General features: G+C 43.5%; 19 protein-coding genes and 2 pseudogenes. 14 read left to right on the top strand and 7 right to left on the bottom strand.

Going from position 1 to position 21,021, the window contains the following annotated elements; translation table 11 throughout:
• Positions 1 to 550: 550 nt before the first annotated feature.
• The 4 genes from RH45_RS17040 to RH45_RS17055 form a co-directional block, all read right to left on the bottom strand.
• On the bottom strand, positions 551 to 979 hold the full coding sequence (locus RH45_RS17040) for a DUF3653 domain-containing protein (RefSeq protein WP_008079437.1): 429 nt from the start codon (positions 977 to 979) through the stop codon (positions 551 to 553).
• A gap of 429 nt (positions 980 to 1,408) precedes the next feature.
• Positions 1,409 to 3,121, bottom strand: a complete 1,713-nt coding sequence (locus RH45_RS17045) for an ATP-binding protein (RefSeq protein WP_008079439.1) — start codon at positions 3,119 to 3,121, stop codon at positions 1,409 to 1,411.
• Positions 3,122 to 3,126: 5 nt separating this feature from the next.
• Positions 3,127 to 4,311 carry an FIST signal transduction protein gene (locus RH45_RS17050; RefSeq protein WP_008079440.1) on the bottom strand — a complete coding sequence of 395 codons (1,185 nt, stop codon included), beginning with the start codon at positions 4,309 to 4,311 and terminating at the stop codon, positions 3,127 to 3,129.
• A complete protein-coding gene (locus tag RH45_RS17055; RefSeq protein WP_008079442.1) occupies positions 4,312 to 4,680 on the bottom strand; it encodes a hypothetical protein in 369 nt (122 codons plus the stop codon). It abuts the gene before it with no gap.
• A 257-nt stretch (positions 4,681 to 4,937) separates the two neighbouring features.
• Here RH45_RS17055 and ccoN point away from each other — a divergent pair, with 257 nt between their 5' ends.
• From ccoN to uspE, 10 genes and pseudogenes are all read left to right on the top strand, one after another.
• Positions 4,938 to 6,365, top strand: a complete 1,428-nt coding sequence (gene ccoN / locus RH45_RS17060; RefSeq protein ID WP_008079443.1) for a cytochrome-c oxidase, cbb3-type subunit I — start codon at positions 4,938 to 4,940, stop codon at positions 6,363 to 6,365.
• Between the two features lie 13 nt (positions 6,366 to 6,378).
• Positions 6,379 to 6,999, top strand: coding sequence for a cytochrome-c oxidase, cbb3-type subunit II (gene ccoO, locus RH45_RS17065; protein ID WP_005476573.1), 621 nt, complete (start codon positions 6,379 to 6,381; stop codon positions 6,997 to 6,999).
• Between the two features lie 14 nt (positions 7,000 to 7,013).
• Positions 7,014 to 7,190 (top strand): CcoQ/FixQ family Cbb3-type cytochrome c oxidase assembly chaperone, encoded by a 177-nt coding sequence (locus tag RH45_RS17070; protein WP_008079451.1) that lies wholly within the window; start codon positions 7,014 to 7,016, stop codon positions 7,188 to 7,190.
• Positions 7,187 to 8,164: a cytochrome-c oxidase, cbb3-type subunit III gene (gene ccoP / locus RH45_RS17075; RefSeq protein ID WP_008079454.1), complete on the top strand. Its 978-nt coding sequence runs from the start codon at positions 7,187 to 7,189 to the stop codon at positions 8,162 to 8,164. The genes RH45_RS17070 and ccoP overlap by 4 nt, the downstream gene beginning before the upstream one ends.
• A 103-nt stretch (positions 8,165 to 8,267) precedes the next feature.
• Positions 8,268 to 8,747: a FixH family protein gene (locus RH45_RS17080; protein WP_008079456.1), complete on the top strand. Its 480-nt coding sequence runs from the start codon at positions 8,268 to 8,270 to the stop codon at positions 8,745 to 8,747.
• 9 nt (positions 8,748 to 8,756) lie between these two features.
• Positions 8,757 to 11,130: pseudogene (locus tag RH45_RS17085) on the top strand (heavy metal translocating P-type ATPase).
• On the top strand, positions 11,131 to 11,301 hold the full coding sequence (gene ccoS / locus RH45_RS17090; protein ID WP_008079457.1) for a cbb3-type cytochrome oxidase assembly protein CcoS: 171 nt from the start codon (positions 11,131 to 11,133) through the stop codon (positions 11,299 to 11,301).
• Positions 11,298 to 11,972 (top strand): sulfite exporter TauE/SafE family protein, encoded by a 675-nt coding sequence (locus RH45_RS17095; RefSeq protein WP_008079459.1) that lies wholly within the window; start codon positions 11,298 to 11,300, stop codon positions 11,970 to 11,972. The genes ccoS and RH45_RS17095 overlap by 4 nt, the downstream gene beginning before the upstream one ends.
• 88 nt (positions 11,973 to 12,060) lie before the next feature.
• Complete coding sequence (locus RH45_RS17100; protein WP_008079461.1) at positions 12,061 to 12,810, top strand: FNR family transcription factor; 750 nt, start codon at positions 12,061 to 12,063, stop codon at positions 12,808 to 12,810.
• A 141-nt stretch (positions 12,811 to 12,951) separates the two neighbouring features.
• Positions 12,952 to 13,900 (top strand): annotated as a pseudogene (gene uspE, locus RH45_RS17105) (universal stress protein UspE).
• A 61-nt stretch (positions 13,901 to 13,961) separates the two neighbouring features.
• Here the strand turns inward: uspE and ttcA are convergent.
• The 3 genes from ttcA to RH45_RS17120 all read right to left on the bottom strand — a co-directional run bounded on the left by ttcA (position 13,962) and on the right by RH45_RS17120 (position 16,740).
• Complete coding sequence (gene ttcA, locus RH45_RS17110) at positions 13,962 to 14,855, bottom strand: tRNA 2-thiocytidine(32) synthetase TtcA (protein WP_008079463.1); 894 nt, start codon at positions 14,853 to 14,855, stop codon at positions 13,962 to 13,964.
• Between the two features lie 213 nt (positions 14,856 to 15,068).
• A complete protein-coding gene (locus tag RH45_RS17115) occupies positions 15,069 to 15,728 on the bottom strand; it encodes a DUF2987 domain-containing protein (RefSeq protein ID WP_008079465.1) in 660 nt (219 codons plus the stop codon).
• Positions 15,729 to 15,936: 208 nt separating this feature from the next.
• Positions 15,937 to 16,740: a DUF2189 domain-containing protein gene (locus RH45_RS17120; protein ID WP_008079467.1), complete on the bottom strand. Its 804-nt coding sequence runs from the start codon at positions 16,738 to 16,740 to the stop codon at positions 15,937 to 15,939.
• 371 nt (positions 16,741 to 17,111) lie between these two features.
• On the opposite strand from RH45_RS17120, the gene potA reads away from it, so the two are divergent.
• The 4 genes from potA (at position 17,112) to RH45_RS17140 (ending at position 20,987) form a co-directional block, all read left to right on the top strand.
• A complete protein-coding gene (potA, locus tag RH45_RS17125; RefSeq protein WP_008079470.1) occupies positions 17,112 to 18,245 on the top strand; it encodes a spermidine/putrescine ABC transporter ATP-binding protein PotA in 1,134 nt (377 codons plus the stop codon).
• Positions 18,226 to 19,086, top strand: coding sequence for a spermidine/putrescine ABC transporter permease PotB (potB, locus tag RH45_RS17130; RefSeq protein WP_008079471.1), 861 nt, complete (start codon positions 18,226 to 18,228; stop codon positions 19,084 to 19,086). The genes potA and potB overlap by 20 nt, the downstream gene beginning before the upstream one ends.
• Positions 19,086 to 19,856 (top strand): spermidine/putrescine ABC transporter permease PotC, encoded by a 771-nt coding sequence (gene potC / locus RH45_RS17135; protein ID WP_008079473.1) that lies wholly within the window; start codon positions 19,086 to 19,088, stop codon positions 19,854 to 19,856. Before potB ends, potC begins: the two co-directional genes overlap by 1 nt.
• Positions 19,857 to 19,952: 96 nt before the next feature.
• Positions 19,953 to 20,987, top strand: a complete 1,035-nt coding sequence (locus RH45_RS17140) for an extracellular solute-binding protein (protein WP_008079475.1) — start codon at positions 19,953 to 19,955, stop codon at positions 20,985 to 20,987.
• Positions 20,988 to 21,021: the final 34 nt, after the last annotated feature.

Consider the following 21,021-nt stretch of genomic DNA (forward strand, 5'->3'; position numbering starts at 1 on the left):
AAATACGATGATATCTGCCGATACAATAGGCTAAAGCGAGTTAGTCGTATATCTTCGATTAAGTAAAAGAGCATTAATCTAGATGAAATTGAATCGTGGCTAAGCGGATTCTATCAATCCTGTAAAGATTTAGTATTTCTAGATATACATAACGCTAAGTTTGGTCATGGTGTTTCCGTTGTCGGTGATAATTCTAGTCGATTTATGAAAAGTAGAAATAGTTGTATGGTTTGTAGTGATAAGCTATCAACTTATATCAATTCATTGAGTGAACAGTTTGATGATTTTGACGAAGCGTTGTTAGTTGAAGAGGTCAGGTCGAAAGGCTACGAGTATCAGAACTTACTCAGAGGACATTTTCTTTTTTCCGCTGTAGCAAAATTCATAAACCAGTACTCAAAGAAAAATGGATATAAGAACTCTATATCAAATGACTCTTTGTACGCGGTATTTGTGCTCGCACTTGAAACGACAATGAGCGAGCAATGCACGGATTATCAGTTCTTTAAACAGCAAATAGATAAAATTCAGATCGCGGCTTAACATATTCCTAATTTCTTCGATTTCTAGTTGGTATCCAGGGTGCCGCTGTTTGGCGGCGCCCACCTCTAAATGGTTGCATGTTTTCCTTAGCAGGATAAATTGGCGGGCTAGGGATGTGACCGTGTAACTCCACAAATCTTCGATGTTCATCACGCCAATGTGCAAAGCTCTCTAGTTCTTTCGGACTAAATTCACGCCCAGCCGGTGTAATCAACACCGCACGTTGTTCACACACACGAAAGCCAGACCAACGAATATCATTTGGCAGATAACCAAGCGATTTAATCAGTAAAAGTTTTTCTGCCATCGGGTTGATTGGAACTGTGCCATCTAGCCAGCGAGTAATTGTCTGCTTGGAGACATGGAAGTATTCAGCGCCTTGTCGAATCGAATCAAACTGGCGCCAGTAGAGAGTCTTGAATGAGTAATGAAACATGACAAAGCTCGCATTTTGATTAACTGACGTAAATTATTTTTTAAGTGTTTTTAGTGGGTTAAATGCCGCTACATAATGTAGCGTTCGCTAAAACCTCGTATTTTGTTGTGTTTTCAAAGCAAGCCATCCAAATAGTACAAATCACTTAAACGTTGAAAAGAGACAACTTAATAATTTACGGTTGAGTTATCAGACACTTATGAAACGCTTAATCAATGTTTTGCCAAATGTTAAAACCTCAAACTTAGTGCGCATTATGTATATTATGTTAAATGGTGTGTGGACTGACCAGAGGTTTGCCTTTAACCCACTGCTTTCCCCCTTTGTTGCCTGAGTCTTATTCAACATAACTGTATTTACCATAAAATACCTAATAATCACATACAGTTAATCAAAGATTAATGCATGTGATTATTAGTGTTGTGTAAATTAACCTAACACGGTTTTGATCGAACGTTGAATTTCTTTGCTTCGTATGGGTTTAGAAACAAAAGCATTCATACCAGAATTCAAACATGCTTGCTTATCTTGCTCCATGGCATGAGCCGTTAATGCAATGACCGGTGTATCTGTACAGAATTTACGGATTTCTTTGGTTGCTGTTAGCCCATCCATTACGGGCATCGAGATGTCCATGAAAATCAGGTCGATATCGGATGCATTCTTTTTTAAGTAATCTACCGATTTTTGGCCATTGTTTACGATAACCACTCTGTGCCCCAAACGCTCAAGAACTAACTTAATCACCATTTGATTGGTTTCGGTATCCTCTACGACGAGCACGGTTAAGCGTTTCTCGCAAGAATGATGACCTGGTTGTACAAAGTTGGTTGACTCAATCTTCTTACTTGAAATTGGCAGCTCAATTCTAAACGTTGACCCTTGACCTAGTTTGCTCTTCACCGAGATGTTGCCACTCATAAGACCAACGAGGTGCTTTGAAATCGTCAACCCAAGTCCGGTCCCGCCATAGCTACGTGTAATTGAATCGTCAGCCTGTTTAAACTCACTGAACACAATGTCTAGTCGGTCTTTGTCTATGCCGATTCCAGTGTCTTTCACAGTAATAACAAGATGTTGATTGATCACATTCGCGGTTAAGCAAACTTCACCAGCGTGAGTGAATTTGAGCGCATTTCCGACTAAATTGAAGACGATCTGCATAACTCTAGCAGGATCTATCCACAGAGAAAGCGACTCATCAAATTCGATATTGACAGAAAACTTCAGCCCTTTAGCGTCTGCGAGTGCGTAGAAATGCTCTAATACGAATTTAAGTTCAGTGTTCAACCTCACCCATTGATATTTGATGGGAAATTCACCACTTTCAATTCTAGAAAGTTCAAGAATGTCATTGATCAATACTAGGAGAAGTTCAGCAGATGATTCCATCTTCTCAAGGATTTCTAGCTGATTTTCTTGTTTCAAATCGGCCAAAAGCACATCAATGTAACCCAGAACAGCACTTAGAGGTGTCCTAAGTTCGTGACTCATCATCGCCAGAAATCGAGATTTAGCTTCGTTCGCCTTCTCTGCTTTTACTTGTGCGAGTTTGAGTTGTTGGGTCTTAATATCGACAAGTTGCTGCAATTGTTCGATGCGCTCAATATCGGTCAGGGCTCTTTCTACAAGCGGTCTAAAACGTGACAGGGTGTCACGATAATCGAGCGTGAACTGCCCTGCTTTTCTGCCAATCAATAAAATTATTGAGTCTGTTATTGTCGCTTTCGCCCCAGTGATCAGTGCAGAAAATACGGGGCCATTTCCAAGCGAACTTAAGTGCTCAAACTCATCTAACTTGTTAGGCTCAAAAAAGATGATGCATTCACCGGACAAAGCACGCATATATTTGTCGCTATCTTGCCAGTAAATACCTTGAAAGTTGGGATTAGAGCTTAAGAGTGTTTGATATTGAGTTTGATCGCTGTTTTTGGTTAAGACAACAAAATCTGAAAAATCGATATAAAGAGCGAGTACGCTTTTTAGTTCTTTGAAGATTTGCTGCTTGTCGCTTGCGATAGTTATGCTAGATATTGCATCTAATATAGCACGGTTCTCTGAAGCAAGCCTTGCTTCTCTTTCTTGGCTCTGCTTGAGTTCGATAAGTGCTTCGTTGAGTTGCTCTTGTGTTTTTAGACTCATAAATTCTAGTCTGAATAAAACGCCGCTGAAGAAATCATTAGATTTCCATGTCCATTATCACCGTTGATAAAGCGCCCTTGTTCACCAAACGTGAATGGGCAAATGAAAGGGATACCATCCATTTCTGCCTTTATAGTCTCATAAACCTTGTCCATGTCGTCCTCTAAATGCAGCATTGCTCCGGCACATATCACACAAACAGCGCCAGTCAGCGTTGCATTACGATCAGAATGCCGTTTTGCTTCTTGAATAACTCTCGAAGGACGTGCAATCAGTTGCTCTCTATCACCAGACATTAGAGTGACAACGTCACCCTTTTCGACGCTGGTAAACAGCAAGATGCCTTTATTTTGCGTAACATTAATCGGATGAGATAACTTGTAATAAGGTTGACTATATAAGTTTCCTGCCACTCTGCCGAGGGGATATTGGGTAACTAATTGAAACTTAAACCACTCTGGCACATCGATTGAAGCGTGTTGCTTGATCCATTCTCTGTACATCTCTTGCGCTGGTTTGTGACCAATTTCGAGCAGTTCTCTTCCTTTGCACTTTGTCACCACGCCAGAATATTCAGTCGGAGAATAACCTGCGCTAAACCCGGTTGCCAACGGTTTGGAAGGAAACAGTAGCTGAATACAAACACCATGATTTGTGGACTCGTCTTCGTTGAAGATAGACCACTGCCCTTTGATTGCGTTATCTGCCGCTGTTGCGCCAATCATTGGCACAGGTGTTTGGAACACTTCATCAAGGGAAGAAATAAGGTTTTCTTCCATACCTGGCGTGGCATGAATGATCGCGAAACTCGGAACCTCTCCGGTTCGATTGGCTTTATTCAGCGCAATCTGAATCGCCTTTTCTATGGCATTTTTTGATTCATCTTCACTTTCAAAACTCACTAGACCGGATCCGTAAGCCGTTGAATTTGAATCATATATCGCGATTAGGCCCAATACGTTGCCGAAATGGAGCCCACGTTCAGTCATTACGCCTTTACATGTAGAGCATCCTATTATCGAAGCTTTTGGTAGGTGCTGCTTGAAGGCAAGACGCAGCTTTTCAGCGCCGTAATTTTGCGTGAAATAACAGATAATACTCGCAAGATTCTTCCGCGGAATTTGGTTTGCTAGTTGCTGTACCGCAGCGAGCTCATCTAGCTCATGGGTAATGTAGGTTTTAAAATCCATTTATTCACTTTTAATATAAACAGTCTTGATAATATCTTTATCTGTAGAAGAGACTACCAGCGCAATTTCTGATTGCGAACTTGGAATGTTAACCTGCCAGCTATTTGCATTTTTAGTAATTTTTTCACTGCTATTCACAGAAGATATTATCCAGTTACTACTGTCAGTTTTCAGTGTGATTTGACTTGACGAAATATGGACGTCAAATCGAGTTTCATTTACATAAAAAACACAATCATTAGCACGTTTACATACTGCATTTATTGGTGACTCATGTTCGATTGTACGCCAAATAAACGCCGCTATAAGTAGGGTTAACATGATGATTATTTGAGCAAAACGGCCTCGTGTAAGTTTTTGGGCTGCCATTCTGTGGTGTTCTCCGTGTAACAAACTTCAAAGTTTTAAAATAAAAGGCCAAAACCAGACCGACTGTAAGGTTACTACTCTGTCATTGAATTGTTAAATGCAGTATAGTTGGCGGCTGAAAATGCCACTTTTTTTAAAAATCAGCAAGAAGATTTAACCAGTGAAACTGATTTTATTTTCTCAACGGTTTGGGTGGCATTACGACATGTGTCGTGTTGGAAGTAAAGTGTAGTTAATTAGAAATTGGAAGCATGCAAATGAGCCAAGAAAAGCAGCTTGAACAAAACTACAACTATACGGTCGTTCGTCAATTTACCCTGGTGACTATTTTGTGGGGTATTGTCGGTATGGCTGTTGGTGTTTTGATTGCCGCTCAATTAGTTTGGCCACAGCTAAACTTTGATACGCCGTGGTTGACGTATAGTCGCTTACGTCCTCTGCATACTAATGCGGTTATTTTTGCGTTTGGTACAAGTGCCCTATTCGCAACGTCTTATTACGTTGTTCAGCGTACCTGTCAAACTCGTCTCTTTGGTGGCCCTCTTGTCGCCTTTACCTTCTGGGGTTGGCAAGCCATTATCCTAGCAGCAGCAATTACTCTACCGTTGGGTTTCACCTCCGGTAAGGAATACGCTGAACTAGAGTGGCCGATTGATATTGCCATCGCAGTTGTCTGGGTCTCTTATGCAATCGTGTTCTTCGGAACGCTGATTACGCGTAAGACGTCTCACATCTACGTAGCAAACTGGTTCTTCGGTGCCTTTATTATCACTGTCGCTGTTCTACATATCGTAAACAGCATGGCAATTCCTGTATCTATGGGTAAATCGTATTCGATCTACTCTGGTGCAGTGGATGCAATGGTTCAGTGGTGGTACGGTCACAATGCGGTAGGTTTCCTACTGACGGCTGGTTTCCTAGGTATGATGTACTACTTTGTACCTAAGCAAGCTGAACGTCCTGTTTATTCATACCGTTTATCTATCGTTCACTTCTGGGCACTCGTTTCTCTATACATTTGGGCTGGCCCGCACCACCTACACTACACTGCACTTCCAGATTGGACGCAGTCACTGGGCATGGTGATGTCACTGGTACTATTCGCTCCATCATGGGGTGGTATGATCAACGGTATCATGACGCTTTCTGGTGCATGGCATAAGCTACGTTACGACCCTATCCTACGATTCTTGATTGTTTCTCTATCGTTCTACGGTATGTCGACATTTGAAGGTCCAATGATGTCTATTAAGACAGTAAACGCACTGTCTCACTACACTGACTGGACTATCGGCCACGTACACTCTGGTGCACTTGGTTGGGTTGCAATGGTTTCTATCGGTTCTGTATATCACCTTGTTCCGCGCCTATTCGGCCAAGAGCGTATGTACTCTGTTGGTCTTATTAATACGCACTTCTGGCTGGCGACTATCGGTACCGTTCTTTACATTGTTGCAATGTGGATTTCTGGTGTAATGCAAGGTCTGATGTGGCGTGCAGTTAACTCTGACGGCACTTTGACGTACAGCTTTGTTGAGTCTGTACAAGCTTCGTACCCGTTCTACTTTGTTCGTTTCCTAGGTGGATTCATCTTCCTAGCTGGTATGTTCTTAATGGCATACAACACGTACAAAACGGTTACAGCACCTAAAGATAGCCTAAAAGCTATCCCACAGCCGGCATAAGGAGATTTAAAGAATGAGTTCGAATTCTAACAATCGCCACGAAATTGTAGAACGCAATGTCGGTTTACTCGCGATTCTTATCGTTTTCGCTATCAGCTTAGGTGCTCTTGTAGAGATCACCCCACTGATTTTCCAAAAACAAACCACAGAGCCTGTAGAGAACTTACGTCCTTATACTGCGCTTGAAATGGAAGGTCGTGACGTTTACATCCGTGAAGGTTGTAACGTGTGTCACAGCCAAATGATCCGTCCATTCCGCTCTGAAACGGAACGCTACGGTCACTACTCTGTTGCTGGTGAAAGTGTATATGAGCACCCATTCCTTTGGGGTTCTAAGCGTACAGGTCCTGACCTAGCACGCGTTGGCGGTCGTTACTCAGATGAGTGGCACCGTGTACACCTTATCGATCCACGTGAGTTGGTTCCTGAGTCAAACATGCCTGGTTTCCCATGGCTTGAAGAAAATGTTCTTGATGGTAAGGACACTCAGAAGAAATTGACTATTTTCCGTGATCAATTTGGTGTTCCGTACACTGATGAACAGATCGCAAACGCGTCTAAAGAAGTAGAAGGTAAGACAGAGATGGATGCCATCATCGCTTATCTTCAGTCTCTTGGTCACGCAATGAAGTAATTAAGGAGGTAATTATGGACATCGGTACTATTCACAGTATTTGGACCATAGTGCTATTTGTTAGCTTTCTAGGTGTGGTTTGGTGGGCTTATGGCAAAAGCCGTAAAGCTCGTTTTGACGAAGCCGCAAACCTTGTTTTCGCTGATGAAGAGCAACAGCCTTCAAAAGAACAAGGAGTGACTAAGCAATGACGACATTTTGGAGTCTTTGGATAATCATTATTACAGTCGGTACGTTGGTCGGCTGTGCTGCATTACTCTACTGGTGCCTTAAAGATAAAATGGGCGTTGAAGAAGGTGCAGATATGGGGCACGAATACGATGGTATTCGTGAACTAAACAACCCTCTACCGAAATGGTGGACCTACCTATTCGTAGGTACGTTTGTATTTGCTGCAATTTATCTGACACTTTACCCTGGTTTGGGTAGCTTTAAAGGTGTGCTTGGCTGGACGAGTTCAGACCAAACAGTGCGCACCGTAGAAGAATCAAAAGCGTCAATTGCAGCGGCACAAGACAACAAGCAGCTTAACCAGTTTGCGAAAGAGCTTGATGATGCTGAAGCCTACTTTGGCGAAGCATTCAAAAAACTTGCTCACGTAGATGGCACAGACCAACTACGTCCGATTCCGGAAATTGCAGCAGACTCTGAAGCGGTTAAAGTAGGTCAACGTTTGTTCCTACAAAACTGTTCTCAGTGTCACGGTTCAGATGCTCGTGGCTTGAAAGGCTTCCCTAACCTAACTGATGATGCTTGGCTGTACGGTGGTGAACCAGCAGCTATCGTTACTACGGTAATGAATGGTCGAATCGGTCAAATGCCAGCGTGGAAAGATGCGCTAGGCGAGCAAGGTGTTAAAGAAGTTGTAAGCTACACTCTTAGCTTGTCTGGCCGTAGTGTAAACGCGCGTGAAGCGGAAGCAGGTAAAGCTCGTTTCGTTGTGTGTGCTGCGTGTCATGGTACTGATGGTAAAGGTAACCCTGCTGTAGGCGCACCTGATCTAACTGACCAAGATTGGCTATTTGGTGGTTCGCGTGCTGACGTAACAGAAACAGTGATGAACGGTCGTTCTGGTGTAATGCCTGCTTGGAAAGATATTCTAGGCGAAGACAAAGTTCAGCTTGTTTCAGCTTATGTTTGGAGCCTAAGCAACTCGGAACAATAAGTTACATTTCTACAACAGCCCCTTACTTTCTATAGATGGTAATGGGGCTGTCTTTCCTTTAGAGTTAAATCCCTGATTCTATTTATTAATTGAGAACTTTTTTATGGTAAAGCCTTGGTATAAGCAGTTTTGGCCGTGGTTTCTAATTATCCTGCCACTTACTGTTGTTGTATGGACGATCATTACGGTGATTGTTTTCTCTCAGAACTCGGTTTCTCTAGTGACTGAGGATTACTATAAAAAAGGCAAAGGCATCAATATTGATATATCGAAAATCAATGTTGCCAAAGATCTCGAATTGAGCGCATCTGTCCACTCAGAAGGCAATACTGTTGTTATAAAATTTGATAAAGGACAGTTAGACCATTTCCCAGCGCTTACTGCCATGTTTGCTCATCGCACTCTCCCAGACCGAGATTTTTCACAGCTATTAACTTCAGATGCGCAAGGATACTATCGTCTGTCGTTAGACTCTGAACTGCAAGGTCCGTGGTTTATCGAGCTTACTGGCCATGATAAAAAATGGTTAGTCCAAGGTCGCGTAACCTTCCCTTCAGCCGCTCCTGTTCATTTAGAAAACTAGTAAACGTCTATGTGTAAATCGTGTTATCACTGCGGTGAAGAAGTACCAGTCAACACCGATTTTAAAGTAGAGATCCTCGGAGAAGTTAGGGCTATGTGTTGCCCTGGCTGTGAGACTGTCGCACAAACTATCGTCGATAGTGGCTTAGTTTCCTATTATCAATACCGAACGGCACCCGCGGAGAAAGCAGACCTCGTTCCTGAACAGCTTCAAGCGCTTGTTCACTATGATAATGAAGAAGTCCAGTCCGAGTTTGTTCGAAACTCGGATGATCGAGCCGAAGTCACCTTATCAATTGATGGTGTTTCTTGTGCGGCTTGTGCTTGGTTGATAGAGAAACAAGTCTCACACCATTCTGGTGTGCTTTCTATTCGAGTCAACACTACAACGAATCGAGCGATTCTGGCCTGGGACAAAAGTAAGACTCGTTTGAGTGAACTCCTATCCACTATTCACCAGTTGGGCTATAAAGCCGCACCATTTGAAGCAGATAATCAGGAAGCGGCTTATCACAAGCAAATGAAGCAATACCTTTACCGTTTAGGTATCGCAGGCCTGGCTACAATGCAGGTCATGATGCTTGCAGTGGCTCTGTATTTGGAAGTCTTTGGTGATTTAGAGCCTGAGTTCAAAAACTACTTCCGATGGGTAAGTTTGATTTTTGCCACACCTGTAATGCTCTACTCCGCTCTCCCTTTTTACCTCAATGCATGGCGAAGTATCCGTAGCCGAACTTTGGGTATGGATGTCCCTGTTTTCAATTGCGATGATATTTGCCTATTTTGCAAGTTTAGTCGCAACCGTTACTGAACAAGGCGAGGTGTTCTTTGAGTCAATCTCCATGTTCGCGTTCTTCCTACTGGTTGGGCGCTTCTTAGAGATGCGAGCTCGTCGCAAAGCCGCCGCTGCGAGTGGTAATTTATTGAAACTAATTCCTGCCATTGCCACCAAGTTAGATGGCGATCAAGTTCCAGTGAAAACGCTCAAACTCGGTGATCAGATTCGAGTGTTGCCCGGCGAACACATCCCCGCTGACGGAAAGATCTTGTCCGGTCGAGTTCACATTGATGAGTCGATGTTGACCGGTGAATCCGTGCCTGTTGTTAAAACCAAAGATGACATCGTTTATGCGGGTACCTTAAATGGTGAGGAATCGTTCGAATTAGAAGTGACGTCATCTAAAGCTGATTCAATGATCTCAAACATTGTGCGCCTACAAGACGAAGCTCAACTATCGAAACCTAAAATCGCCGAGATTGCTGACATCGTTGCCCGTTATTTTGTGGCTGTGATTTTGATCGTTGCTGCTGGCACTTGGTTCTTTTGGCATGAAGCGCGTCCAGACGATGCTTTCTGGATTATGCTGTCTGTTTTGGTTGCGACTTGTCCGTGTGCCCTATCACTTGCAACGCCAACAGCCTTGACCTGTGCCACCTCCAGAATGGGTAACTATGGGATTTTGCTCAGAAAGAGCCATGTATTCGAAACCCTATGTAAGGTTAACCACCTAATCGTGGATAAAACAGGCACACTGACTCACGGTGATATCGTGATTCGTGACGTTGAGTTGGTTTCATCTGTCAGTAAGGCGGAGTCGCTAGCCATTGCCGCCGCACTAGAGGCTCATGCAAACCACCCTATTGCCAGAGCGTTTAAACAGTATGCAGACAACGACATTGTGGTTGAAGATGTCGAGAACATCATTGGCTCGGGTATTAAGGGCTATTACTGCGGAAAAGCAGTTAAGATTGGCAGTGCTAACTTCGTACTTGAGGGCGATAATAAATCCAAGCCTAACGCTGTTTATCTTGCTGTTGATGGTGTCCATATCGCGACATTTATTTATCAAGACCCTATTCGTAAGGAAGCGCAGTCATTTGTTGAGCGCTTTAAGCAGGCAGGCATTAAAGTCACTCTACTCACTGGCGATTCTCACGCCAACGCAATGTCGGTCGCGAATGAAATCGGGATTGATAACGTGGTAGCAGAGGCCAAACCACAAGATAAATTGTCTTACCTACAGCAAGTCGATAGCAAGGATATCACTATGATGATCGGTGACGGTATTAATGATGCCCCTACACTTGCAGGCGCACACTTGTCCGTCGCTATGGGTGGTGGTACCGATGTCGCTAAGGCATCGGCTGATATGGTGCTTCTTGGCGATCACTTAGAGAGAATTCTAGAGGCTAGAAAACTCGCCTTGCAAACTCGCAAGATAATTAGAGAAAACCTCGCTTGGTCTTTGGGTTACAACTTGCTGATACTGCCATTGGCAGTGGCGGGCTTGGTCGCTCCATATTTTGCTGTTGTCGGTATGTCTGCGAGCTCGATTATAGTAGTATCTAATTCTCTTCGCTTACTCAAAGAACAGGGTAAATAGATGGAAAGCTTGTATATCTTAATCCCGATCGCCATCGTATTAGTGTGTGTTGCCGTTGCCGTTTTTCTCTGGGCCGTGAAAAGTGAGCAATTTGAAGACCTTGAGCGACAAGGACATAATATTTTGTTTGATGAAGACGAAAAGGACTCAAACAAGAAGAAGTCATCATGACCCCCGATTGGATTGGCGCTTTTTTTATTGGTTTGGTTGGTGCGGGCCACTGCATGGGAATGTGCGGTGGTATCGCCTCGATGCTGTCGATAGGCCAAACCTCCCCATCTAAACTCACCCCTCTTTTCTATAACCTCGGCCGTTTACTTAGCTATGCCGTTATTGGTGGTTTGGTTGGTGGTGCTGTCTCCTCAATATCTCAAGTTGGCGAGCTCAATCATATGTTAGCGTGGCTGCGCATCGCTGCGGCTGTATTTATGATTTTGCTTGCGTGCTATATCGGGCGTTGGTGGCTCGGATTACTGTACATAGAGAAAATCGGGCAGTCGCTTTGGAAGCTTATTTCTCCCGCGGGTAAATCGTTACTACCACTAAAAAGCCCCGCTCATGCGCTCCCATTTGGTTTGATTTGGGGTTGGCTACCTTGTGGCTTAGTATACTCTACGTTAACTTGGTCTGCTGTTGCTGGCAGTGCACTGGCTGGCGCTTTAGTCATGCTAATGTTTGGATTGGGGACCTTACCAGCAATGTTGCTGGTTGGTCACAGTGCTAAATTCCTCCATAGATTACAAAATTCTGTCACATTTCGTCATATCGTCGCGTTAATGTTATTAACTTATGGTCTATACACGGGCTATGGTGCATTAACTATCTTGTCAGTTACTTTTTAGGTCGCTGTTTTTATGCGTCTTTTTCCACTACCTTTTAGTGTTAATGGGTGCTAAAATATTGATGTATATCAAATAGTGAAAGGTTGTTATGATTTCTGAAAAGCCTGCAACAAAGCGTATCCAATCAGGTGGCTGTGCCATCCATTGTCAAGATTGTAGTATCAGCCAGCTTTGTATTCCGTTTACTCTAAATGAGTCTGAGCTTGACCAGCTGGATCAAATCATTGAGCGTAAAAAGCCAATCCAGAAAGGACAGGAATTGTTCAAAGCCGGTGACGAGCTTAAATCTCTGTACGCGATCCGTTCAGGCACAATCAAAAGCTACACCATCACTGAACAAGGCGACGAGCAGATCACAGCGTTCCACCTTGCAGGTGACTTAGTAGGGTTTGATGCCATCACTGGTGATGCCCACCCTAGCTTCGCTCAAGCGTTAGAAACGTCAATGGTGTGTGAGATACCATACGAAACTCTTGATGACCTATCAGGGAAAATGCCTAAGCTGCGCCAGCAAATTATGCGACTGATGAGTAATGAGATTAAAGGCGACCAAGAGATGATTCTTTTGCTATCTAAAAAGAATGCCGAAGAGCGCTTAGCGGCTTTCTTATACAACTTGTCAACTCGCTTCTCCCAACGCGGATTCAGCCCTCGTGAGTTTCGTTTAACGATGACGCGCGGTGACATCGGTAACTACTTAGGCCTAACTGTTGAAACGATTTCTCGTTTATTGGGTCGTTTTCAGAAATCAGAGATTCTAAGCGTTAAAGGTAAGTACATCACTATCCTAGACCATGATGCGTTAATGGAATTGGCTGGCGTCTCAACAGAATCGTAATAACTTCAATGATGTAGCTCGCATTTCATCCGAAATAGAGCTACATCATACTTCTCTCATATTCCTTCATCTTTTCCTAAAACTCTCTTAAGAACTAAGCTACATTAATCATATGTTCCTCCTCATGTTAAAGGAGTCTATATGAGCATCTATAACAAGATCCTAGTTGTTGCTGACATCAATAAAGATGAACAACCCGCTTTAGCCCGTGCAATGCAGCTTGCTGCTAAAAGTCGCTCTCCTAGTCAGGTGACGTTTTTTCTTTCCATTTATGATTTCTCCTATGACATGACATCCATGCTTTCTATTGATGAGCGTGACGCAATGCGCCGAGGTGTAATTGGTCAACGTGAGCAGTGGATAGAAAAAAGTCGCCAAAGACTACCTTATTGATGGCATCGAATTCGATGTAAGAGTTGTTTGGCACAATCGCCCCTATGAAGCAATCATCGCAGAAGTGTTTGGTGGCGAGCACGATATTGTGATCAAAGGAACGCGTAAACACGACGTGCTTGAATCGGTAATCTTTACTCCAACCGACTGGCACCTCTTGCGCAAGTGTCCGTGTCCAGTGCTGCTTGTGAAAAACGCTGAGTGGCCGGAAGATGCAAGCATTATTGCGTCTGTTCATGTCGGCTCTGAGAATGACACTCATCTTGGCTTAAACGACAGCATGGTTGATCAGCTTAAGAGTCTTACAGAACGCTTGGGAGCGAGCCCTTATTTGGTTAACGCCTACCCTGTTACTCCGGCCAATATCACGATTGAATTACCTGAGTTTGACCCTGCCACCTATACCGATGCGGTGCGTGGTCATCACCTTACTGCGATGAAGGCACTGCGCCAGAAACACGGATATGATGATGAGCAAACTGTGGTAGAACAAGGTTTGCCCGAGGACATCATTCCAGAAGTTGCTCAGCGACTGAACACAGCAATGGTGATCATCGGTACGACAGGACGTACAGGCTTGTCTGCTGTGTTTATCGGTAACACTGCTGAACACGTTATTGATAAGATAAATTGCGATGTCATGGCGTTGAAGCCGCAAGGCTACATAAGCCCACTCGACCCTAGAACGGCAATCTAGATTAAATTAAGAGAATAAAAAAGGAAGATGTAGCATCTTCCTTTTTTTATTCGTTGCTTAACTATATGTTAGTCACGTCGATAAACATTGATTCATCGATGTTGGTCGATGAGACAATCGCTTCATTAAATTCGTACTCTTCTCGTTCACCATCACGATCAAGTGGTAAGTTTTCAAAATCAAACAGATTCTTATCAGCTAGTTGACTAGGACTAACGTTCTGAATTGATTTAAAAATGGCTTCTACGCGACCTGGTGTCTTCTTGTCCCATTCAATCAGCATAGCCTTAATCGCCTGGCGTTGAAGGTTCTCTTGCGAGCCACAAAGGTTACACGGAATGATTGGGAAGGCTTTATGCTCAGCGTATTTGATGAGGTCTTTCTCGCGACAGTACGTCAATGGTCGAATAACGACATTACGACCATCATCAGAGCGAAGTTTCGGTGGCATCGCTTTTAAGCGCGAGCCATGGAACATGTTTAAGAACATGGTCTCAACAATATCATCTAAATGGTGACCAAGTGCCAGCTTAGTCGCACCAATCTTTTCGGCAAAAGAATAAAGTGTGCCGCGGCGCAAACGTGAGCACAAACCACAGGTAGTTTTACCCTCTGGTACCTTCTCTTTAACAACCGAATACGTGTCTTTATCGACGATGTAATAAGGAATGTTCAATGTTTCGAAGTAGTCTGGGAGAATGTGCTCAGGAAAGCCCGGTTGCTTCTGATCTAAGTTCACCGCCACCACTTCAAACTTAATTGGAGCTGCTTTTTGTAGATTCAGCAGGATATCGAGCATCGCAAATGAATCTTTACCACCACTAATACATGCCATCACCACATCACCTTCTTCAATCATGTTGTAGTCGGTAATGGCATTTCCAACATTTCTTCTCAGGCGTTTCTGAAGCTTGTTGAACTCTAGGGTTTCTTTTCTAGTATCTTTTTCAGTCATTGCGTGCTCTCACATTGCTGGGTAAACCAGCAGTAGGACATCCTAACGTGTTTTATTTGGGGCGTGGATTATACGAGCTTTTTAATTAGGATTAAATGTTTGTGACGGATTCAACATGGAAAAGTCGCTGACTATTGCGACGATGCAGTGCACAGTTTGAGGGGAGAACAAATAAGACGTATAGAAAAGGGCCTTTAATCGGCCCTTCAGAAGCTAGTTCGCTTTAGGTAAATATGGTAGAACTCGCGCGGTCTCCTGCGGAAGAGTCATGCTGCCACCTTCACCAATTTCGGCCAGTGAGACTTGCACTTTTCCGTCGATAATCGCTTTGCTATTGCCGTTAGAAAACTGAATCGTAGAATTGAGTTTGTTGGGAAATTCTAAGGTCACCCCTTCAACATCAGGTGTAAACCAACTAGCAAACATCCCGCCGAGTTGCTCCAAAATGGCTTGCATTTGTGGAAGCAAAACTTCTACTTCTTGATAAGTAACCTGCCCATTCATTGGCTCTTTAGTCATTACCACCATAGAGAAGTCACATCGCATATCCATTGGGGTATGAACAAATACTAATGGATTGGCTGAGCGCAAATTGTTGTCGAGCGGAACAATGACCTCATTGTAAGGCGAGATTTTCAGCTCTTCGTAATGCTCTTCTTTTTCCATCCAAGCTTTTTCGATGTTACACAGTTGCTTGGTGTTCGCATTTAGGAAAAAAAAGCCAACTTTAACGTCGTCGTGCCCTTCTTTCGCATTTTGCTTCATGTGAGAGAAAAGCTTTGAGTAGGTGAACATGTATTCTTGAGCATGGCTTGGAATGGAGGCGGTCAAGCTCAATGTCGCGGTTAAAAGGGCTAACGGTAATTTCTTCATTGAATTTATAGTCTTATATATTGTTTATTAAGTGGAGTTCACTCGTCTATGTTGGCTCAAGAAGGAGCTTCCAAGAATGGTCGATTATGACTAATCATGCTTTGCAAGTCGGTGACCTATGCCTCACCACGCTGAGAGTCTTTACGTGGACAAACAAAAACTGCCGCTGACCGAAACGCCAGCGGCAGCATAAACGCCTCATTCACTGTTACGCATTGAACACTTGTGAATCATTGTCGTTGTCATCTTCATCTTTAGGGCGGTCTGAAGCGATAATTTTCAGCTTAATCCCAAACATATTGCGATAAATGATGCCTTTAGCGTGGAAGAAAAACGGCATCACAAAAATCAGCCCAAGACCGTAAAACATCACGCCAATCACAAACATTATCGAAATAAAGAAATAGATGGCCGCCAATGGAAGAATCTTCTTGTTGACTGCTCTTAATGACAGCAACAAAGATTGCATTGGAGGAACTTGCTTTTCACAGATAAGCAGAATGGAGTTGCTGAATGCAAGGGATAAGTACAATGACAAAAACGGCAGTAGCATTGAAGCAACGCCTTGCAAAACCAGGCTCGCAAGTGTGGCGATAATCACCGGGATAGTAAATTGAAGTCCTTTAGCGATGTGTCGCGGTTTAGTGGCCAGCCCTGCGGCATGGCTCATCGCCATCAGACTGATCCCAGCATAAATAGGGGCGCTCACCACTTCGTAGCTAAAGTTGGCAACCATGATTGCGTTGATAATGCTCGGGTCAAACGCATCAGGGCTAGTAAAGGCGTCAATAATAACCCCAGGGTTTCCCAATTGAAGCTTGAGAGCTAAGAAGAAAATCGCAAACTGCAATACGATCAACAATACGATTGCAGGAGAAAAGGATAAAAAGTTTTTAACGGTGTGGTTCCACGCTTCTTTTAATACGTCTCCTGCTTTGAGTTCGTACTTCCCAGATAGCGCACGCTCAATGCTCCCACCTAAATTAAAATCTTTTTCTATGTCGTTACTCATTATTAATTCCGATGCTTAATCACTAGTTAAGCCACTTGTTGGTCCATGCGACGTTGCAATTGGGCGACATTATACTGAAACGTCATCAAGTCTAAAATCCAATCTCCGCCAATAACTTGCTTTCTCGCTTTTATGGTTGATAATTGACCACTAAACGCATCCACTTTGTCTAGACGACTGATTCTGAGACAAAAATACCCTACTTCAACAGCCTTAAAAGGTATAGAGAGAGTATGGTAAGAAAAGTTTACTTTTACCTACAAAAATATTTCTGTTTCTGGGTAAGAAAATGCTTTGATTTCACACTTTTGGTGATTATGATGCGCGCCTCTATTTTGTGTAACTACGGGCCATTGTGAAAAATGGTTAATGTGGGAGAAAAACAGACGTTGAACGTTAAACAACAAGCAGGACAGCCAGTTATTCGTCTAACTGGAATCAGTAAAAGTTTCGATGGCAAGGAAATCATCGGTAATCTTAGTCTAGATGTAAACCATGGTGAGTTTTTAACCATACTTGGTCCATCGGGTTGCGGTAAAACCACCGTACTTAGAATGATTGCTGGCTTCGAAACAGCTGATAACGGTGACATTATTCTTGATGGTCAAACTGTTACTCAGGTCCCTGCTGAACAAAGACACGTTAACACTGTTTTTCAAAGTTATGCGCTCTTCCCTCACATGACAGTATTTGAAAACGTTGCGTTTGGTCTGCGCATGCAGAAAGTACCAACTGCTGATATCGAGCCTCGTGTCCTAGAAGCGCTGCGTATGGTGCGTCTAGAGAAAATGGCTCAGCGTAAACCTCATCAGCTATCTGGCGGCCAACAACAACGCATCGCAATCGCTCGCGCGGTCGTAAACAAGCCAAAAGTCCTACTTTTAGATGAGTCTTTGTCTGCTCTGGATTACAAGCTTCGTAAACAAATGCAGATCGAATTGAAGCAGCTACAGCGTCAGTTGGGTATTACCTTTATCTTCGTTACTCACGACCAAGAAGAAGCACTCTCTATGTCTGATCGCATCATTGTTATGCGTGATGGTGTAGTTGAGCAAGACGGATCGCCACGCGAGATTTATGAAGAACCAAAGAACCTGTTTGTTGCTCGTTTCATCGGTGAAATCAACGTGTTCAACGCCACTATGATTGAGCGAATCGATGAAAAACGAATTCGCGCGAAGATTGAAGGTGTGGAATCGGTTGTTTATTACGATAAAGAAGCGCAAGCCGGTGACAAGCTTCAAGTCCTACTTCGCCCAGAGGATCTCCGTATTGAAGAGATCAAAGAATCTGAGCAGCGTGGCATTGTCGGCCATGTGACAGAGCGTACTTATAAAGGTATGACGTTGGATTCGGTTATCGAGCTGGAATCTGGTATGCGCGTGATGGTGAGCGAGTTCTTTAACGAAGACGATCCAGACGTAGACCATTCTCTAGGTCAAAAAGTTGCGATTACTTGGGTAGAGAGCTGGGAGGTTGTACTCAATGAAAGCATCGAAGTTTAATCTTCAGAACGCAATCATCGCGCTGATTGTTGGTTGGCTGACGCTTTTCGTTTTAATTCCCAATGTAATGATTATCGGTACTAGCTTCTTAACTCGTGATGAAGCGAACCTGATTGAAATGACATTTACGTTGGACAACTACTGGCGCTTGATGGATCCACTGTACGCTAAGGTATTGTGGCATTCATTCTACATGGCAATTATTGCAACCATGATCTGTTTGGTTATTGGTTATCCGTTTGCGTATATCGTCGCCAAAATGCCAGAGAAGTGGCGACCAATCATGTTGTTTTTGGTGATTGTTCCATTTTGGACCAATTCTCTGATTCGTACTTATGGATTAAAAATTGTCCTTGGCACTCAAGGCATTTTAAACAAGTCCCTAATAGCGATGGAAATTATTGATAAGCCTATTCGCCTAATGTACACAGAGACTGCAGTCATGATTGGCCTTGTATACATTTTGCTGCCTTTCATGATTTTGCCGCTCTATTCTGCGATTGAAAAGCTTGATCATACCTATACGGAAGCAGCAAAAGACTTGGGGGCGAATAAGTTCCAAATCTTTACCAAGGTGACGTTGCCGTTAACTATGCCTGGAATTATTGGCGGCTGTTTACTGGTGTTGCTGCCAGCTTTGGGGATGTTCTACATCTCTGACCTACTGGGTGGTGCGAAGAACTTGCTTATCGGTAATGTGATTAAGAGCCAGGTGTTAAATGCACGAGATTGGCCATTTGGTGCAGCAACCAGTATTGCTCTTACGATTGCCATGGCGATCATGCTTTATGCCTATTACAGAGCGGGTAAATTATTGAATAAGAAAGTGGAGCTAGACTGATGGGACGTACAGTTAGATTTAGCTTTATGACATTGGTGTACGCCTTTTTGTACTTGCCAATCATCGTGTTAATTGTGAATTCGTTTAACGCCAATAAGTTTGGTATGAAATGGGGCGGATTTACCACCAAGTGGTATGAAACCTTAATCAACAACGACAGCTTAATGCAGGCCGCGTGGCACTCGCTCAATGTCGCTGTATTTTCTGCGACGGCGGCTACCATTATTGGCAGCCTAACGGCAGTCGCACTATTTCGATACAGTTTTAAAGGTAAAGGCATCGTCAACGGCATGCTATTTGTAGTGATGATGTCGCCAGATATTGTAATGGCGATTTCACTTTTAGCTTTGTTCCTAGTGCTAGGTGCGCAACTCGGGTTCTTTACCCTGCTGGTCGCGCATATCACTTTTTGTCTGCCATTCGTTGTAGTCTCGGTATACAGCCGACTCAACGGTTTTGACGTCAAAATGCTAGAGGCGGCAAAAGATCTCGGTGCTAGTGAATGGGTAATTTTGAAGCAAATTATTCTACCACTTGCGAAACCAGCGGTTGCTGCGGGGTGGTTGCTTAGCTTCACCTTGTCACTCGACGATGTCATCATCAGTTCATTTGTGACGGGGCCAACATATGAAATTTTGCCATTGAAGATCTACTCAATGGTTAAAGTGGGTATTTCCCCTGAGGTCAATGCCCTAGCAACGGTAATGCTGATTGTTTCACTTACGCTGGTGATCATTTCTCAATTGCTCGCACGTGAAAAAGTGAAGTAATAAAGCATTATTTACTGTGAAACAGAATGGTTATCAACCATTCTGTTTTTTTATCCAATCCCTTTAAGGGGTGCGTTTGGTTTGGAGCTAACGTCAATGAAAAAATGGGCTACTTTATTAGCTGGTAGTGCATGTGCGCTTTCTCTGTTCTCGGGTTCAGTTGCAGCGGACGAAAATAAAGAATTAGTGTTTATGAACTGGGGACCTTACATCAACAGTCATATCCTAGAGCAGTTCACTAAAGAAACTGGCATTAAAGTCATTTACTCAACGTACGAGTCAAATGAAACTCTGTATGCAAAGCTAAAAACACATAATCAAGGTTACGACTTGGTGGTGCCTTCTACCTATTTCGTTGCAAAGATGCGCGATGAAGGCATGCTACAAAAGATAGATAAGACTAAGCTAAGTAACTTCTCTAACCTAGATAAGAATTACTTAGATAAGCCTTATGACCCTAATAACGACTACTCTATCCCACACGTAGTCGCAATCACTGGTTTAGCGGTAAACGCAGACATGTATGATCCCAATGACTTCACAAGTTGGGCAGATCTTTGGAACCCAGAGCTCGAAGGCCAACTGATGCTGATGGATGATACTCGCGAGGTGTTCCACATTGCGTTGCGTAAATTAGGCTACTCAGGTAACTCGACCGATCCTCAGCAGATCGATGAAGCCTACGCCGAATTGCAAAAACTCATGCCAAACGTACTCGTGTTCAACTCGGATAACCCGGGCGCACCTTACATGTCAGGTGAAGTCGGTGTGGGTATGTTGTGGAATGGCAGTGCGGCAGCAGCACAAAATGAAGGGATGAATCTAAAATTGGTTTTCCCTAAAGAAGGCGGCATTGGTTGGGTTGACAACTTCGCGATTTCTTCAGGCGCGAAGAATGTAGAGGCAGCTCATAAGATGATCGACTTCTTGCTACGTCCAGAAATAGCTGAGCAGATTTCCCGCGATACAGGGTATTTGACAGCCGTCGCTGAATCTAATGCTAAATTTAAAGACGTCGCCCCCCTATTTCCTTCACAAGAAGATTTGGATCGCGTTGAATGGCAAGATTCAGTAGGTGATTTAACCGTTAAGTACGAAGAGTACTTTCTGAAATTGAAAGCGGGCCAATAAGCGCTCTTTAAATCATGAAAATAGGCAGCCTTGG

The sequence above is a fragment of the Vibrio sinaloensis DSM 21326 genome (assembly GCF_000189275.1).
Taxonomy (GTDB): Bacteria; Pseudomonadota; Gammaproteobacteria; order Enterobacterales; family Vibrionaceae; genus Vibrio; species Vibrio sinaloensis.

What these genes read in the sequence shown, in the direction of transcription:
- RH45_RS17040 (WP_008079437.1), bottom strand. Translation starts at nt 979, where the DNA reads ATGTTTCATTACTCATTCAAGACTCTCTACTGGCGCCAGTTTGATTCG.
- RH45_RS17045 (WP_008079439.1), bottom strand. Translation starts at nt 3,121, where the DNA reads ATGAGTCTAAAAACACAAGAGCAACTCAACGAAGCACTTATCGAACTC.
- RH45_RS17050 (WP_008079440.1), bottom strand. Translation starts at nt 4,311, where the DNA reads ATGGATTTTAAAACCTACATTACCCATGAGCTAGATGAGCTCGCTGCG.
- RH45_RS17055 (WP_008079442.1), bottom strand. Translation starts at nt 4,680, where the DNA reads ATGGCAGCCCAAAAACTTACACGAGGCCGTTTTGCTCAAATAATCATC.
- ccoN (WP_008079443.1), top strand. Translation starts at nt 4,938, where the DNA reads ATGAGCCAAGAAAAGCAGCTTGAACAAAACTACAACTATACGGTCGTT.
- ccoO (WP_005476573.1), top strand. Translation starts at nt 6,379, where the DNA reads ATGAGTTCGAATTCTAACAATCGCCACGAAATTGTAGAACGCAATGTC.
- RH45_RS17070 (WP_008079451.1), top strand. Translation starts at nt 7,014, where the DNA reads ATGGACATCGGTACTATTCACAGTATTTGGACCATAGTGCTATTTGTT.
- ccoP (WP_008079454.1), top strand. Translation starts at nt 7,187, where the DNA reads ATGACGACATTTTGGAGTCTTTGGATAATCATTATTACAGTCGGTACG.
- RH45_RS17080 (WP_008079456.1), top strand. Translation starts at nt 8,268, where the DNA reads ATGGTAAAGCCTTGGTATAAGCAGTTTTGGCCGTGGTTTCTAATTATC.
- ccoS (WP_008079457.1), top strand. Translation starts at nt 11,131, where the DNA reads ATGGAAAGCTTGTATATCTTAATCCCGATCGCCATCGTATTAGTGTGT.
- RH45_RS17095 (WP_008079459.1), top strand. Translation starts at nt 11,298, where the DNA reads ATGACCCCCGATTGGATTGGCGCTTTTTTTATTGGTTTGGTTGGTGCG.
- RH45_RS17100 (WP_008079461.1), top strand. Translation starts at nt 12,061, where the DNA reads ATGATTTCTGAAAAGCCTGCAACAAAGCGTATCCAATCAGGTGGCTGT.
- ttcA (WP_008079463.1), bottom strand. Translation starts at nt 14,855, where the DNA reads ATGACTGAAAAAGATACTAGAAAAGAAACCCTAGAGTTCAACAAGCTT.
- RH45_RS17115 (WP_008079465.1), bottom strand. Translation starts at nt 15,728, where the DNA reads ATGAAGAAATTACCGTTAGCCCTTTTAACCGCGACATTGAGCTTGACC.
- RH45_RS17120 (WP_008079467.1), bottom strand. Translation starts at nt 16,740, where the DNA reads ATGAGTAACGACATAGAAAAAGATTTTAATTTAGGTGGGAGCATTGAG.
- potB (WP_008079471.1), top strand. Translation starts at nt 18,226, where the DNA reads ATGAAAGCATCGAAGTTTAATCTTCAGAACGCAATCATCGCGCTGATT.
- potC (WP_008079473.1), top strand. Translation starts at nt 19,086, where the DNA reads ATGGGACGTACAGTTAGATTTAGCTTTATGACATTGGTGTACGCCTTT.
- RH45_RS17140 (WP_008079475.1), top strand. Translation starts at nt 19,953, where the DNA reads ATGAAAAAATGGGCTACTTTATTAGCTGGTAGTGCATGTGCGCTTTCT.